Annotated in this window: 14 protein-coding genes and 2 pseudogenes; 6 read left to right on the forward strand and 10 right to left on the reverse strand. The window is 70.6% G+C overall.

Annotation, left to right across the window (positions count from 1 at the left end):
* Nucleotides 1-131 precede the first annotated feature (131 nt).
* On the reverse strand, nt 132-677 hold the full coding sequence (locus ACFY0D_RS29045; RefSeq protein WP_390800976.1) for a hypothetical protein: 546 nt from the start codon (nt 675-677) through the stop codon (nt 132-134).
* 232 nt (nt 678-909) lie between these two features.
* Here ACFY0D_RS29045 and ACFY0D_RS29050 point away from each other — a divergent pair, with 232 nt between their 5' ends.
* Together ACFY0D_RS29050 and ACFY0D_RS29055 are read left to right on the forward strand one after the other, a co-directional pair.
* A complete protein-coding gene (locus ACFY0D_RS29050; protein ID WP_390800977.1) occupies nt 910-1,638 on the forward strand; it encodes an SDR family oxidoreductase in 729 nt (242 codons plus the stop codon).
* 801 nt (nt 1,639-2,439) lie between these two features.
* Complete coding sequence (locus ACFY0D_RS29055) at nt 2,440-2,841, forward strand: hypothetical protein (RefSeq protein ID WP_390800978.1); 402 nt, start codon at nt 2,440-2,442, stop codon at nt 2,839-2,841.
* A gap of 691 nt (nt 2,842-3,532) precedes the next feature.
* Here the strand turns inward: ACFY0D_RS29055 and ACFY0D_RS29060 are convergent.
* The 5 genes and pseudogenes from ACFY0D_RS29060 to ACFY0D_RS29080 all read right to left on the reverse strand — a co-directional run.
* Nucleotides 3,533-3,634: pseudogene (locus ACFY0D_RS29060) on the reverse strand (hypothetical protein); the annotation flags it as partial.
* A pseudogene (locus tag ACFY0D_RS29065) lies at nt 3,621-3,927 on the reverse strand (MerR family transcriptional regulator); the annotation flags it as partial. The pseudogenes ACFY0D_RS29060 and ACFY0D_RS29065, both read right to left, overlap by 14 nt.
* A 24-nt stretch (nt 3,928-3,951) precedes the next feature.
* The gene (locus ACFY0D_RS29070; protein ID WP_390800979.1) at nt 3,952-4,470 is read right to left on the reverse strand and encodes a SixA phosphatase family protein; all 519 of its coding nucleotides are present in this window, start codon (nt 4,468-4,470) and stop codon (nt 3,952-3,954) included.
* A gap of 184 nt (nt 4,471-4,654) precedes the next feature.
* Complete coding sequence (locus ACFY0D_RS29075; RefSeq protein WP_390800980.1) at nt 4,655-4,879, reverse strand: DUF6480 family protein; 225 nt, start codon at nt 4,877-4,879, stop codon at nt 4,655-4,657.
* 255 nt (nt 4,880-5,134) lie between these two features.
* Nucleotides 5,135-5,473, reverse strand: a complete 339-nt coding sequence (locus ACFY0D_RS29080) for a MerR family transcriptional regulator (protein WP_390800981.1) — start codon at nt 5,471-5,473, stop codon at nt 5,135-5,137.
* Nucleotides 5,474-6,347: 874 nt separating this feature from the next.
* Between ACFY0D_RS29080 and ACFY0D_RS29085 the strand changes: the two genes are divergently transcribed.
* The 3 genes from ACFY0D_RS29085 (at nt 6,348) to ACFY0D_RS29095 (ending at nt 8,316) form a co-directional block, all read left to right on the forward strand.
* A complete protein-coding gene (locus ACFY0D_RS29085; protein WP_390800982.1) occupies nt 6,348-6,680 on the forward strand; it encodes an STAS domain-containing protein in 333 nt (110 codons plus the stop codon).
* A gap of 829 nt (nt 6,681-7,509) precedes the next feature.
* Nucleotides 7,510-7,785 carry an isoamylase early set domain-containing protein gene (locus tag ACFY0D_RS29090; RefSeq protein ID WP_390800983.1) on the forward strand — a complete coding sequence of 92 codons (276 nt, stop codon included), beginning with the start codon at nt 7,510-7,512 and terminating at the stop codon, nt 7,783-7,785.
* 129 nt (nt 7,786-7,914) lie between these two features.
* Complete coding sequence (locus ACFY0D_RS29095; protein WP_390800984.1) at nt 7,915-8,316, forward strand: cofilin family protein; 402 nt, start codon at nt 7,915-7,917, stop codon at nt 8,314-8,316.
* Between the two features lie 115 nt (nt 8,317-8,431).
* Here the strand turns inward: ACFY0D_RS29095 and ACFY0D_RS29100 are convergent, their stop codons facing one another.
* Entirely contained in the window at nt 8,432-8,881 is a 450-nt protein-coding gene (locus ACFY0D_RS29100) for an SRPBCC family protein (RefSeq protein ID WP_390800985.1), read from the reverse strand.
* A 651-nt stretch (nt 8,882-9,532) separates the two neighbouring features.
* On the opposite strand from ACFY0D_RS29100, the gene ACFY0D_RS29105 reads away from it, so the two are divergent.
* Nucleotides 9,533-9,985, forward strand: coding sequence for an ATP-binding protein (locus tag ACFY0D_RS29105; RefSeq protein ID WP_390800986.1), 453 nt, complete (start codon nt 9,533-9,535; stop codon nt 9,983-9,985).
* Nucleotides 9,986-10,025: 40 nt separating this feature from the next.
* Here the strand turns inward: ACFY0D_RS29105 and ACFY0D_RS29110 are convergent, their stop codons facing one another.
* The 3 genes from ACFY0D_RS29110 to ACFY0D_RS29120 are packed head-to-tail and all read right to left on the reverse strand — an operon-like array spanning nt 10,026 to nt 13,778.
* Nucleotides 10,026-10,859 carry a phosphatase PAP2 family protein gene (locus ACFY0D_RS29110; RefSeq protein WP_390800987.1) on the reverse strand — a complete coding sequence of 278 codons (834 nt, stop codon included), beginning with the start codon at nt 10,857-10,859 and terminating at the stop codon, nt 10,026-10,028.
* Between the two features lie 53 nt (nt 10,860-10,912).
* Nucleotides 10,913-11,866 (reverse strand): YihY/virulence factor BrkB family protein, encoded by a 954-nt coding sequence (locus ACFY0D_RS29115; RefSeq protein WP_390800988.1) that lies wholly within the window; start codon nt 11,864-11,866, stop codon nt 10,913-10,915.
* Nucleotides 11,832-13,778, reverse strand: coding sequence for a diacylglycerol kinase family protein (locus ACFY0D_RS29120; protein WP_390800989.1), 1,947 nt, complete (start codon nt 13,776-13,778; stop codon nt 11,832-11,834). Before ACFY0D_RS29120 ends, ACFY0D_RS29115 begins: the two co-directional genes overlap by 35 nt.
* Nucleotides 13,779-14,112: the final 334 nt, after the last annotated feature.

Below are 14,112 nucleotides of genomic sequence, written 5' to 3' on the forward strand. Positions count from 1 at the left end.
GACGCAACCCCTCGACTGGTACCGCTGAAGTCACGGCCTCGAACCGGCTGGTCGGGGCTGTCGCGGAATCCGGCCCGCCTGCACGGGCTCAGCCGGCCCTGCACCACCCCGGCGTTCGACGGGCTCCGGGGTCAGCGGGCGGCCACCGTGATCGCGGGAGAGTCCACCCACACCGCGGTGCCACCGGATGTCACGGTCAGGCCGTACCTGTCGGCGCTCGGCCGGCCGAGCTCCTCCCGCCGCCGGCATGCGGCGGTGATCTCGTCGCCCAGCTGCCGGGGCCCAGCCCGCGTGACGGCGAAGTCGGCCGCGGTGCGGCCGTCGTGGTCGACGGCCGCACAGGATCCGGTGGCGGGATCCCGGATCTGGAGTCGGGTGTGGGCGTGTTCGCCGCTGGTGTCCCAGCCGAACGAGGCGCCGGGGACGGTGAGGCCGACATGGAACCCGGCATCGAGGTCGCCGCCCGCGACCGCCCACGGAGACAGTCCCGTCGACGAGTACGCGGCCGCGCTCGCGGCGGCCTCAGGAGCCGTCGGCGGCGGGTCGTGCTCGGCCTCGGGGCGTGCCATCTGCATGAAGGAGGCGAAGGAGTGGAAGCGGCCCTGGGCCCGGCCTGCTTCGGCAGCGGTGAGGGTGAGGGTGCCGTAGCTGCACCAGGCCGAGGTCCAGGGGGGCACGAGGCGTCCGCCCGGGCCGGAGTGTGCTGGTCACGCGACGGGGCCATCCCTCGAACCTGGTAGCCCGGGTCTCCACGTCGGCCGTACCTCAGGCGAAGGGCACCCTTCAGTTCCCGATGTATGGCCGGTCGGGCAACACGTTGGCCGGATACACGACCCTGACCTCGCATCAAACGCCCCTATAGGGATCATGTGCCATATTTCGGATACATCTCCTGACGGAAGGCATGTCATGAAGTTCGCGGTCATCGGCGGTACCGGGCTGATCGGGTCGCAGGTCGTCACGAATCTGAACGCCGCCGGGCACGAGGCGGTGCCGCACTCGCTGTCCACCGGAGTCGACGTCATCAGCGGCCAGGGACTGGACGAGGCGGTGGCGGGGGCCGACGTCATCGTCAACCTGACGAACTCCCCGACCTTCGACGAAGCCTCCCTGGCCTTCTTCCAGACCTCGATGGACAACCTTCTGGCCGCGGGCCAGGAGGGGGGCGTCCGCCACTTCGTCATTCTCTCGATCATCGGCGTGGACCAGGTGCCGGAGCTGGACTACTACCGGGCCAAGGTGCTCCAGGAGGACATCCTCACGGCCGGACCGATCCCCTACTCGATCGTCCGCGCGACGCAGTTCATGGAGTTCATCGACGCGATCCTGTCCTGGACCGCCGACGGCGACACCGTCCGGCTGCCCGCCACACCGATCCAGCCGATCGCCTCCAGGGACGTGGCCGACGCGGTGGCAGAGGTCGCTGCGGGCGCCCCGCTGGGGGGTATTCGCAGCATCGCCGGACCCGAGGTCTTCTCCCTGGACGAGTTGGGCCGGCTCACCCTGTCCCACAAGTCCGACGGCCGCAGCGTCGTCACCGACCCCGCCGCCGGCATGTTCGCCGTCGTCAAGGGTGACGTCCTCACCGACAAGAGCGCCCACCTCGCCCCCACCCGCTACGCCGACTGGCTCTCCTGAACCTTCTCCGAACTGGGTTCTCCAGCTCCTGACGTGGCGTCACAAAGACGGATCCTACGAGCCTCCGGAGCCAGACCGCAGGGGTAGACGACGCAGTCGGAGAGCACCGCGAGCGGGTACATGCCGTCGGCTTCACCATGTTGGCGAGCTTGCGGTGCATGTTGACGCGAGCCTTGGAGATGACGGCGGCGCGGATGTCGGGGCGCCAGGTCGGGCGCTGCATGGCGGGCCACGGGTCGCCGTCGCGGTAGGTGTATCGCGTTGGTCGGTGCGGTAGTGCACCGCCGTCGAGCCGTGCCGGCTTCGGTGCTGCCTCCAGAACGGTGGCTTCGGCGATGCATTCGGGTTCCGGAGTCATGATGTCGCGCGCTGTGGTCATCACAGCCGTCCGGGAGGCCGAAAAAGACTCTTGCCGTGCCGGTGCCTGCCCGCCACCTGTGCGTACACCGGGACGCCCCTGTGCCGCCCCCGCCGTGTCGGCATGGGCATCCGGACGGCGGACGGGTATCTCCACCGGGCAGCGAATGACCTCGGGGTGGCTCCGCAAGGTGATTCGTCTTCTGCGGCGTCGAGTACGGACAGAGCCCAGTAGCGGTCGACGAGGCCGGGGAGCAGGGCCGGATGAGCCATCAGAACGGGGGCGCCTTTCACCGGCGGATCGGTCAAGGGGCCGTTCGCCTACCCTGCCGATCCGTGCCAGTGGCGAACCGTGCCTGCAGAAAGCCGCTTGGAGGGCCGCCGCCGGGGTAGGCGCCAGCCGCGACCGGCCGCTCGTCGGGCGCAGATTCAAGGAGCGATCCCATGCTTCTCATTCTCGGACTGATCATTCTTGTCGTCGCCGCGATCGTCGGACTGGTCGGAATCTTCGGCAACTTCGGAGCATCCAACAGCCTCACTGCCGGCGGTGACTTCTCGGTCTTCGGCTACCACGCCACTGGCTCGACCGGATCCCTCTTCCTCACGGGCATCATCGTCGGCGCCGTGGCCGCCTTGGGCTTGGCCCTGCTCATGCTCGGCGCACGACGCTCTGCGAGTACCCGGCGGGAAAGGCGTGCTTCTCGTCGTGGGACGGCTGTCGTGGACCGTGAGGGGGACGACCCGATCAAAGAGCATGACAACGCCCGTGCCGCCACGGACAGCCCGGCAACGGAGTCTCGCCGACGTCATGGCCGCTGGTTCGGTCATCGTGCTTCACCCCGCTGACCGAACGGCGCACGCCCGGGCTCGCCAGCGTGCGGTGGAGGCCCCGTAGGCAGCCGGCGGAGCGGGCCTGGCCGGCAGGAGTGTGCAGCTCACACGAAGCCGAAGGGCCGGACAGGTCCGCGTCCGCATCCGCATGCGGCCAGAGCGAAGCGGGATCGACGACTCGCTGCCGAGCGGCCACGGCATCGTCTACATCAGAGCGCCCCCGCGGCGAGGCGGAGGTGCGCGACCCCCGGCCAGGAGCTGAGAAGACTCTCCTACGGCCCGGCCAGGGCGCCGGTTCCCCGCACCTGCTTCATGCGCGCCCTCTGTCCTGTACCCCTCGCCGGACCCTGCCCAACGATGGCGGCGGCCGCTTGCCGGAAGACCTCCTCTCCTGTCCGCACCGGACGTGCACCGTCCTCCCAGGGACTCCGCGACCGCCCCGCGCCGATCGAGGTGGGCCCGGGGCACGGTCCCGTCGCAGCCGGGAGGCCAGACCGTACCCCGGTACCAGGCTCCTACCCGCACCACCCCGTCCCAGCGCCCAGCAGCAGCCCCCGCTGGTCCTGGGCCTCGGGAAGGACTGCGCCGTATGGCGGCCGGCCGGGACGGACCCTGGAAGTAGACCGCAGCGGTCCTGCGGGCGCCGTCGCCGGCAAACCTGCGCATACCAGGATCGGCTACGCACGAAACGAGGCGTTCATGTGCGGCCCTGGCCGCGCATGAAGCAGGTGCCGCAAGAAATGTTGAAGGGGAGGACCACTCGGTCGCCCGGCTTCACGACGGTCACGTCCGGGCCGACCTCTTCGAGATGATGACAGCCGACCGTGCCGGTCGCGCAGGGCGGCCTCCAGTGGCTCCAGCCCGCCGACTGCCCGCACCTGCGTGATCATCGGGGCCTGCTCCAAGAGATGGCCGCCCCGGCCTGAGCTAGCGCACCAGCCGGGCGCGCTCCCATGTGCGCGGTGTCGCGGGCCGGGTCCTGAGCTTCCCTGCGAGCGGCCCGATGAACGTACCGCCGGGCCCGGTCGCAGTGGAGGGCTCCGGGTCGCGAAGGGCGCTCACCACGCCGTGAAGGGTCTGCCGGTCGTCGAGGAACTCGGCGCCACCAGCGAACCCGCCACGTGATCATTTGTCGGACAGATCCTGGTGAGCGGGTGCCCAGAAGGCGCTCAGGTGCCCATCACCCGGGGTCAGGTCCTCCCACCCGCCCCGAAGGTCCACCACCACGACGCCCGACGTCGGGAGCTTCTCCCTCAGCCGTTCCAGCAGTTCCGGCGGCCCGGTCCCGCAAAGCGACGTGGCCAGCTCGTGGATGCCCGTATTGTGGCCGTGGCCGACCAGCATCACGCGGCCCAGCCCCGCTCCCCGCTCCGCCAGTACGGTGGCCAACACGTCCGGGGCCGCGTTGTAGAGCTCGTCATCGTAGACGGCGGGCGGAACGTCCGGCAGGGCCGGGGCGATCAGCTCCCATGTCTCCCGCGTCCTTCGGGCCGGAGAACACAGCACCAAATGGGGCTCGAAGCCCGACTCGGCAATCCAACGGCCCGTCTCCGGCGCATCAGCCCGCCCGCGGTCGCTCAGGGAGCGTTCGAAGTCCTCGGCCACATATTTGGGCACGGCCTTCGCGTGGCGGACCAACAGCAATCGACACCCTGTCGCAGAGTCCGCGGACGCGGACGAGGACGCGGACGCGGAAGTGGCGCGTGACGCGGGACCGGAGGGCATGATCATCTCCTTCGCCGCAGCGGGACGGGGGCACGACCACTTGCCTGCCCCGCATCTGGCCGCGTCAGTCGCGGATCCGCCGTACCGGCCCCGTCGGCACCGCTCAGAGGTCCAGCATGATGGCGTAGGCAAGGAAGAAGAGGGCGCAGACCAGAGCCAGCAAGCAGATCATCACGAGGGGAGCCATGGCCCACCCGCGCGTGAGGGGACGGTACGGGCCCGCGCCGGAGCCGGTGCTCGACTCGCCGGGCGGAGTCTCGCCCGGCGGTACGCCGCCGTACGGTCGGGACGTGTTCCGTGCGCCTGGATCTGGAAGCTGTGCGGACATCTCTGCCTCCTCGCCGCGAAGGCCGGACCCGCCCTTCCGGCAGGCCGGCCGCGGCTATCCGGCGGCTACCCGCCGCCCGGCGGCCCAATCCTCGGGACCGCCCGTTCAGACCCCGATCCGAGGCGGCCCGTGGGCACGGCACGTACAGAGAGGGCGCCGCAGGCGATCAGCGGCTGTGGCACACCACTTTCGACGGCACCCGCTGGAGCACGGCACTCGCGCCGACCACCTCGAAGCCGAACTCACCGGCATCGACTACATCGACGTGGACGTGTCGTTCCGAGAAGCGGCCGAGCGGTATTCGGCGTTGATGCGCTGGGCTTCTTCGAGCTGGTCTTCGAGGATGATGATGCGGCAGGCGGCCTCGATGGGGGTGCCCTGGTCGACGAGTTCGCGGGCGCGGGCTGCGATGCGCAGTTGGTAGCCGGAGTAGCGGCGGTGTCCGCCTTCGGATCGGAGCGGCGTGATGAGGCGGGCTTCGCCGATGGCGCGGAGGAAGCCCTGGGTGGTGCCGAGCATTTCGGCGGCCCGGCCCATGGTGTAGGCGGGGTAGTCGTCGTCGTCGAGACGGCCGAACGAGTCGTCTGCTGTCATTGAACCTCTCTGTGGAACGCATGGAGGGGCCCTGGCGCCAATGGCACCAGGGCCCCGAAGGAACTGCTACACCATCTGCCGGCCCTGATACTGCGCCGGCCTTCTGTGTCCGCAGACCCGACCGATACGCCGTCGGGGGTGCGGGGATCGCGGTTGCTTGACCGGAGACCACCTCACGATCGATGTCCTGCGGTACCCGGACTCAAGACTTCCGCCCGGGCGATCCTGATGGCGCCCATTCCTCCGTTCTTCCCTCGGTGATCAACTGCTTACCAAGCGGGGTACTGCGTACTGGCTGGTACTGCCCTGTTACTGCCACTGCGATAACGCGGCACTGCTTGCGGCGGCCCCTGATGACTGCGGGCCACCCGGTCCGGTCGTCAGTTCCGTCGCCGTACTGCACCTGCTCTGGCTTCGAAACTCCACCACCGCACCGTCCTGCGCACTGCAACTGCGGGTACTGCTGCCCGGCAGTTCGTCTCTGCCAGGCCCTGCGGTCTCTCTGGGCTACGAGAGAAACCATAACCACACCACTACCCAATGTCTACTCCAGCCAACATAGATTTTCGGGTGTCAGCTGCGCAGGGAATCAGGTCAGGCCGGGGAAGAAGCTCGGGCCGGGACGTCACACGCCGACGGCAGGGGCGCGCGACGATGCCCACCTCGGACCGCAGCCGTCTGCCTACGCCAGAGCGCCTGGGGATCGACCCCCAGGGCAGGGTCGCATAATTTCTATGCTGACAAGCGTAGGTTTTCTTATTTCTGAGCCGTATGTAATCTCGCTCTGCCACGTCGACAGAGGGGCGCGGCTGAGATTCGACACCGACCTGCTCCCTCCCGGCGCCCGGGCAGGGGGAAGCGATGAGGAGAAGACGTGGGTGACACGGCTTACGTGCAGGCGCTGCCCGACGAGAACGGCACCCGCATCATCGTCTGCTCCGGGGAGTTCGACATCGGCTCCCAGGGCGCCCTGGACCAAGCTCTGCATGCCGCCTTGGGCGACGGCGTCACATGGACCGTCCTCGACATGGCGCACGTCTCCTTCGCCGATTCGTCCGTACTCAACACACTGCTCATGGCCCACAGGCGCCAACACCTCGTCCTCGCCGGGCCCCTCGCACCCCAAATCGCAAGGCTTTTCGCAATGACCGGCGTCGACACGGTCCTGAACATCACCGCAGACCTCACCAGCGCCTGCACCCGATGACGCATGGGTACCGCGATCACGACGGCCGCCAGCGCCACGGCCGCAGCGGCCGTAGCCGGATCGCCCGTGGCCCTGGTCGGCGCCTTGCTCCTGGGCGTTGTCGTGTACGTGGTCGCCCTGCACCCCGAGCCGGCTGGGGCGCGGGTCAGGCGGCGTCGGGCTCGGGCCGGCGCAGTTCGGCCTGGCCGAAGAGGAGGCTCCCCTGCGGCCGGCCTTCAGCGACTGCACCACGCCGCCGGGGAACGGTGACACGAGCGGATCCGACGGCTTCGACGGTGACGGCGGGGTCGTCGGCGCCTGCCCAGAGCCGGTTCGATGGCCGCTGTCGCCCCGACTCCCACTCGCCCGGCGGCTACCGCAAGGAACCCCCGACCAGGTGAAGGGCTGCGTCCTCGAACTCCTTCGAGGGCCGGCCGACGGAACGGACCGGGACAGCCGCCGATCGGTGGAGGTGAGCAGGTTCCCTGCTGCGTCACGACGACCGGCCCGGCCACAACCCGCGTACCCCCGATGCACGCCCTCACCCGTTTTCGGTCCATGCGCGCGTATGGGGTCCGCTGTTCCCGGCCACCGCAGGCCCGGCCGGCAGGCTGTCGTGCCCGCAGTTGGTCTGCTGGCCGGCCTTCGGGCAGGAGGCCGGAAACATGCGGTGCCGGCAGTCGCGCAGCACAGCGCCGACAGCAGAGGTCAGGCCAGGCCCGGTGGCGGGCGGCTCGCGGCCACCCGGGTGACCTCCGACCAGCCCACGGCGCTGTACCGCCGCACGACACGTACACCGGCGCGAGGATGCACGGGCCGGTTCCCCATCCTCGTGGCTGGAGTCATTTCCGTGCTCGAACGCAAGCAGCTCAAGGGCCGTACGAAGGTCACCTTCATCCTGCCCGAGGACACACCGGACGGTCCCGTGAGCGTGGTCGGGGACTTCAACCACTGGAACCCGGCCGCCCACCCCCTGGAGCCCCGCGGCGACGGCACCCGCGCCGCGACCGTCGCCCTCCCCGCCCACAGCACACACTCCTTCCGCTACCTCGCGGGCGGCGACTACTGGTTCGACGACGAACACGCAGACAGCCACGACGGCACCAACAGCCGCCTCCACACCTGACCAGCCCTGCCGGCCACCCGCTCGTCGAAACCCGTGGCCGCCGGCACGTCCTCCCGCTCGGCCGAACCACGGTCGCGGCACCTTGCCGCCTTGATCCCAGGACCTGTCCAGCACCGAGACGAGGCGCCTGTGAGCAGCCCGATCGCTCTTTCGGAGAGTTCTCTTGCTGCCCTGCATCATCTGCGGGAGAGGCGGGAGATCAATACCGTGACGCTTCGCTACGCGGACGTCCCGGGCATCCTGGTCGCCGATTTCGAGGGAAACCTGACCCATGACGAGTTGGTACAGGCTCTGCCGGCGGACGAGCCGAGGCTTGTCGTCCACGTGCTGTCCTTCGCCAGCCCTGAGGGCACACGCAAGAACGCGCAACTGCTGATCTTCTGGATGCCGCCGGACGCCGGCGAGCAGGAGGAGACGTACACAGCCGGGTACGACGCCCTCAAGGAGTACCTCGCCGACGTCCATGTCCACCTCACCGCCCGCCGGGCCGACCAGCTCGGGTACCGAAGACTGGTCGCTCTGGCCGGCTGAGGATCTGCAGCCGCGACCCAGCGCGCGCAGGCGGCCGCCGCGCGTGTCCTGCGCGGCGGCCGCCTGGGCCTGCCCCGGGCGGAACCCGCCCTTGCAGGGGGTTCGGTGGGTACGGTCAGACCTGGCCCCGCCACTGTCCGGTGGCTGAGCCACGGTCTTCGATGAAGTGCTTGAAGCGCTTCAGGTCGCCCTTGACCTGCCGGTCGACGAAGCCGAGCTTGTCACCGATGTTCTCCGCCATCCCCTCGGGATCGAAGTCCATCATCAGCGTGACCTGCGTATGGGTGGGATCGATGGGCTCGAAGGTCACCAGGCCGGACTGCTCGCCCTCGCCTCCGACGGTCACCCACGCCACCTTGGTGTCCGGAATCTGCTCCGTGATCTCCGCGTCGAACTCCCGCTCGACACCGCTGATCCTCGTCACCCAGTGCGTGAGCGTGTCCGTGCGCTGCTCGATCCGCTCCACCCCGTCCATGAACTGCGGAAACGACTCGAACTGCGTCCACTGGTCATACGCCGTACGAACCGGAACGTCGACCTCGATGGACTCCTTGACCTTCGACATGACCTGCTCCTTTGTTTTGGGGTGGTGAATTGGGGTGGTGAAGCGGGAATCGGGCGGTCTCGGGCCTGCCCGACACCCGCAGGGGCACCCGCATCGTTGCCCTCACGCCGTGCGCCTGCCCCGCCAACCAGGTAGCGACTCCCCGAATGAGCCCACTTCCCGGACCAGGCGGACCCCAGCAGTCGCGGCCCGGGCGAAACCCTGAAGGGCTGGTACAGGGAGCCGACCAACCAACCAAGCGGGCACACGCGACCCAGCGGTGTGCACCCGAGGCGGAACGGTACGGCTTCCCGCGCCCAGCTCTGCCCGGCTGCCGCCCACACCGTTTCCCTCTCGCGGAGGCCGTTTGCGGTCCCCCTGCGAGGCCGCTCACCGCTCACGGGATGCCGGGTGAGATGGAGCCGGGCGGCAGCGACCGGGGTTTCGAAGGCCTCATAGCGGCCACACGCGCAGGAGGAACAGACCACGAGGGAAGGAGCACTCCCATGACGGCGATGGTCCTGCTGATCGCGCCAATGATGCTGGCTCTGCTGCTGGTCCACCGCAGGGGCGGACACCGTGCCCGGCACCGGGCGAACCGGTTCTGACAAGCGTCCCGCCCCGTCCGGTCCGACGTCACGCGAGAGCGCAAGCGAGGTGAACGCGGTGTCCATGCGTGCCAAGGGGTGGGCCACTTCCTTCCCCGTACACCGAGGCGTGCGCGAGGCCCGCCGCTGGACCGCGGAACGGCTGGACTCCCTGCGGTGGACGACGGACGCCCCCGACACCGCGCATTCCGTCCTGCTGACGGTGTCGGAGCTCGTCACCAACGCGCACGTCCACGCCCACAGCGGTGCCGGGCTGGTACTCACCTGGGACGGCCGGTGCCTGCACGTCAGCGTCGCCGACAGCGACCCGTGTCTGCCGGCCCCGCGCGACCCCTCACGCGAGGCGACTTCCGGACGGGGACTCGCCATCATCGACGCCCTCGCCGATGCCTGGGAGGCCCATTCCTTCCACGGCGGCAAGACGATCACCGCCTGTTTCCATCCCCTGGTGACACCCGCCCCGCACGCCGCGAGGAGTCACTCGGGGCCGCCCTCCGGCGAATCCCCCGACGCGTGACGGTCCGTCCCCGCGCGGTGGTGGGAGTTCCTCACGCCGGTCATCCGGTCGGTCCGTCCGTGGTCCCGGGCCGACCGGATGTTCCCAAGAGCGGCTCGGGTTCGGTCCCGGAGATCTCGGGCTCCAGTCCCTCCCCGAGGGTGGTCCGACGGCGTCCGATGTCAGCCCGCCAGGCTTCGAAGACGAACGTCGTGGCCGTGACCACGACGAGCCCGAGGAGCCAGCCCCCGACGACGTCGCTGACCCAGTGCACACCGAGCGCGACACGCGTGTAGCCGACTCCGAGCACGCTCGTCACCGCCAGCGCCCAGGGCAGGGGCCGCCAGACGGGCGGCACCAGCGGAAGCAGGACCAGGAGGAACACCGCGCAGGACACCATGGCGGTCATGGCGTGCCCGGAGGGAAAGGAGAACCCGGGCGCGTGGGCGACGGGGTCGGGCAGGTGCGGGCGCGCGCGTTCCACCGCGTTCTTCGTGAGGAACCCGAGGAGGGCGCCGGCCGTCTCGGTGACGGCGGCCCAGGCCGCCAGGCGCCACGCGCGATGCCTCAGGAGCCACACCACCAAGCCGGCCACCAGGAGCCTCAGGGTCACCGGGTCCCACAGCGCATCCGTGAGGAAGCCCAGGACCCGCACCCGCGCCGGGCTTTCGAGGGCGGCACTGTGGAGCCGTTCGGCCGTGTCCCGGTCGAGGCGGTAGAGCGGGGGCCACCGGGATTCGACGAGCACGAGGGCCAGTACGAACGGCACGGTCACGGCGGCCGTCCCCATCACCGTCAGCAGCAGTCTCGTCCCGAAGGCCGTGTCTGGCCCGGAACAGCGGGCCGGGAACGCGCGGGCTGCGCGGCGTCGGGAGCGAGGCGGGCGCTGTGGCATGGGTACGCGGCTTTCGGTCGGGGCCGTTCGGGCGACGGGGCGGACGGTGGTCGTCAGACTCCGGGGTCCCGTGCGACCGGTTGGAGCACCCCGGCTCGTACGGCTTCCAGCTGGGCGGCGAAGGAGAGGCCGAGGAACAGGGCCAGGGAGGTCAGGTAGGACCACAGCAGCAGCGAGACCAGGGCGCTGAGGGGCCCGTACACGCTGGTGAAGGTGCTGCTGGCGCCGACGTACAGGCTCAACGCCCAGGTCGCCGTGATCCACAGGCCCAGGTAGACGACGGCGCCGAAGGCGAGCCAGGTGTAACCCGGCTGGTCGCGGCGCGGTGAAAGGCGGAAGATGGCGCTGGCTGCGAGCACGGCCAGCAGGATCCCGACCGGCCAACGCAGGACGTCGCAGGCACGGATGGCGGCCGGCCCGAGGTGGTAGACCTCGGCGAAGGCGTGGACGAGGTCGGCGCCGAGGACGGTGAGGACGAAGCTGAGCCCCAGCGGAAGACCCGCGAGGCCGGCCATGACGAGCCCGCGGGCGTACTTGCGCAGGAAAGGCCGGTCGCGTTCGTTGCCGTAGATGCGGTTGGCGCCGCGTTCGACCTGGCACAGGCTCGTGGTGACGTTGACGAGGGAGAAGAGCAGGCCCAGCCAGAGGGCGGCCTGGCCGCCGTCGCCCGCGTGGCGGCGGCTCTCGCGCAGGGCCTCGTCGACCACCTCCCGGCTGGGCCCACTGGTGATGCGTCCGATCGTCAGCTCGGCCACGCGGCCGATGCCCTCGGTGTGGAGGACGCTGGACAGGCCGATGGCGGCGATGGCGAGGGGCACGATGGACAGGACGGTCTGCAGGGCGAGGGCGCGGGAGTGGCTGAAGCCGTCCGCGTAGCGAAAGCGTACGAAGGAGTCCCGGACCAGGCTCCATCCTCCGTGGCGGCGCAGCGCGGACCAGGCTTCGTCCGCGGACAGTTCCTCGCCGACGACGTCACGTCTCTGTGGCACTCGGCTCGCGGTTCCCATCGGCTTCCTGACTGTGTGTGGTCCCGGCGTGCCGGGACAGGTTCAGTGGCGCGGAGTGCGGGGTGCGGGGTGCGGGACGCGTGCGCAGGGGCGGAGGCGTGCGCGTTCTGCGTGTCGTGGGTGTGGGTAGCGGTATGCGTGCGTCCGTGCTCGTGGGGGTCACGTCACTCGGAGCGGTTGCCGGGGCCCCGGGAAGGAAGATCCGCAGGGTGCCGGGCTCCACCTCGGCGAACAGCCGGGAGCCTTCCGTCATGGTGTCGCCGTCGACCTCCCGGGCCTGTACGCCGGCGAAGCGGATCTCGATCCGGCGGCCGCTGATGTACTCCAGGGCCCCTCCGGCCACCGTCCGGCCACCGGTCCACCCGTGGGGCAGCGCGTCCGGCGCGCGGGCGCCCGTACGGACAAGCCGGGAGGCCAGGTGTCCTGCCGCGGCGAGCCAGCCCGCCGCGCCGCGGGGGTCGAACAGTACGACCTCCAGCCGTCCGCTGTCCGGCCGTGCCCGGGGCAGGAGTTCGAGGCCGCCCTGGAGCGTGCCCACGTTGCCGACGACGACCATCCGGGCCCGGCGTCGACGGGCCCGGCCCCCGTCCACCCGGACGGCCAGGCGCATGCCCGGGTCTCCCAGGTGGCGGACGGCCGACAGTACGTACGCGGCCCAGCCGAGGCGGGCCTTGAGCGCGGGCGAGGTGTCGCGGACCGTGGCGGCGTCGAATCCGGCCCCCGTCATGACGGTGAACCGTGTCGACGGGAGGCCGTCGCCCCAGACCCGCCCCACGTCCATCGGGAAGACGCCGCCGCCGAGGGCCGTTTCGAGGGCGGCGAGCGGATCCAGGGGGAGGTCCACGTTCCGGGCGAGGAGGTTGCCCGTACCGCAGGGCACGAGCGCCAGTGGTGTGCCGGTGCCGGCGACCACGTCGGCGCAGGCGCGGACCGTGCCGTCCCCGCCGCAGACGACGACCAGGTCGACTCCGGGTTCCGCGCACTCCCCGGGCAAGGTCCCGCAGGGTCGTTCGATGGAGGTGGAGGTCCAGCGCTGGTCGGTGTACCCGTGGCGGTGGAGGCTGAGGCGCACCCGCTCGGCCAGGTCGTCACCGCAGCCGTGCGGATGGCGGACCACGACGGCCCGCTGACCGGAGCGCCCCTCTGCAGGCCCGTCGGCAGGCCCGTCGGCAGGCCCGCATCGCCCGGCTCCACCACGGGCGGCCGGGACGGGGGCGGCGGGGGGCGCCGCGTCCGGTCCGCCCGCCGTGTCGCGGGTGCGGCGGGACAGAGACACCGACCCCACGACGAGCAGAGTGGCAACGCCGTTGACCAGGCCGCCCGCCACGTCGGAGGGGTGGTGCATGCCCCGGTACATCCGGGACAGCCCGACCGCCGGCGGGACCAGTACCAGAGCCGCTGCCGCGACGTATCTCCACGGGCCGCGAAGGCGGGTCCACACCAGCGTGGCCAGGCCGCCGTAGAGGGCCACCGAAGCGCTGACGTGGCCGGACGGGAAGCTCGACGTGGGCGGTGCGCCGTCCAGGCGGGGCACCTCGGGGCGGGGGCGGTCCACACACATCGTCACGACCAGGAAGACGGCCGACTGCACGGCGACCGACGCGCCCAGGAAGACCGCGTCGGCCCAGCGCGGGGTGCGGGGCAGCGCGAGCAGGGAGATGACGCCGATCAGCGTCACGCCGACGATGCCTTCCGTGGAGGCCACGACGGACAGCCACTCCGACAGGGAGCCGGCCCACGGGGTTCGGTGCGCGGCGAACGCGTCCGTGACCCGGTCCTCCGCCGCCTGCATCCGGTGGCCCGCCGATGCGGCGGTCACGAACAGGCCCAGCGCCACCATCACGGCGGCCTGGGCCGGTACGAGCCACAGGAGCCGTGAGGGTCTCGTGTCCGTGCCGCTTCGCGTAGTCATGGCAGCCTTGTTGCCCGAGGCGGCCCGATGATGCGCCCGGGGTGACACGGGCCTGCCGGTCGTGGCGAACGGCCGGCACGGGCCGTCGGCCGCGCGACGAACGTCGTGGTCAGTTCGCCGCAGGACCGCCCACGGAATGGACCATGAAACCCGGCACCTCTACGGGCCGGACACGAACCGGCGCCGAGGGCGATCGCGCAGGGCGCCACAACCGTGGTCGCCAGCACTGGAGCACCCCGGTTGCACTCGTTGCCTGTGTGCCTGGCGTCTCCGATGTCGCTGGTCCACACTCGGGCCGCCTCCCTCCCCACCGGATCGGCCCGTCCTCGGACAG

The organism is Streptomyces sp. NPDC001502 (assembly GCF_042894785.1).
GTDB classification, from domain to species: Bacteria; Actinomycetota; Actinomycetes; order Streptomycetales; family Streptomycetaceae; genus Streptomyces; species Streptomyces kutzneri.